Source organism: Nocardia cyriacigeorgica (assembly GCF_010858045.1).
Classification (GTDB): Bacteria; Actinomycetota; Actinomycetes; order Mycobacteriales; family Mycobacteriaceae; genus Nocardia; species Nocardia cyriacigeorgica_E.
On sequence record NZ_JAAGVC010000450.1, the window covers coordinates 1 to 229 of the forward strand.

The following is a 229-nucleotide window of genomic DNA, read 5'->3' on the forward strand; positions in this document are numbered from 1 at the left end:
GGCGCCACGACAAACCGGTGGCGGAACAGTAAAACCCGCGTGACCAGTGAGTTTTCAGCCCAGCCAATCGAGAACCGAAGCCGCGGTCCAGGACTGCTGCATGCTGCCGAGCGGTTCGCCGCAGCGCATCCCGACGTGTTCGCGGGGGAGACCTGGGGTATTTCGGGTTCGGCATTCCTGTCGGTGTACCTCCCGGTGGGGATTCTCGCCGTCGCGGCGGGATGGTGGT

General features: G+C 65.1%; 1 pseudogene. It reads left to right on the forward strand.

Annotated elements, in window-relative coordinates:
- Positions 1-96: 96 nt before the first annotated feature.
- Positions 97-229, forward strand: a pseudogene (locus GV790_RS30890) (TIGR04222 domain-containing membrane protein); the annotation flags it as partial.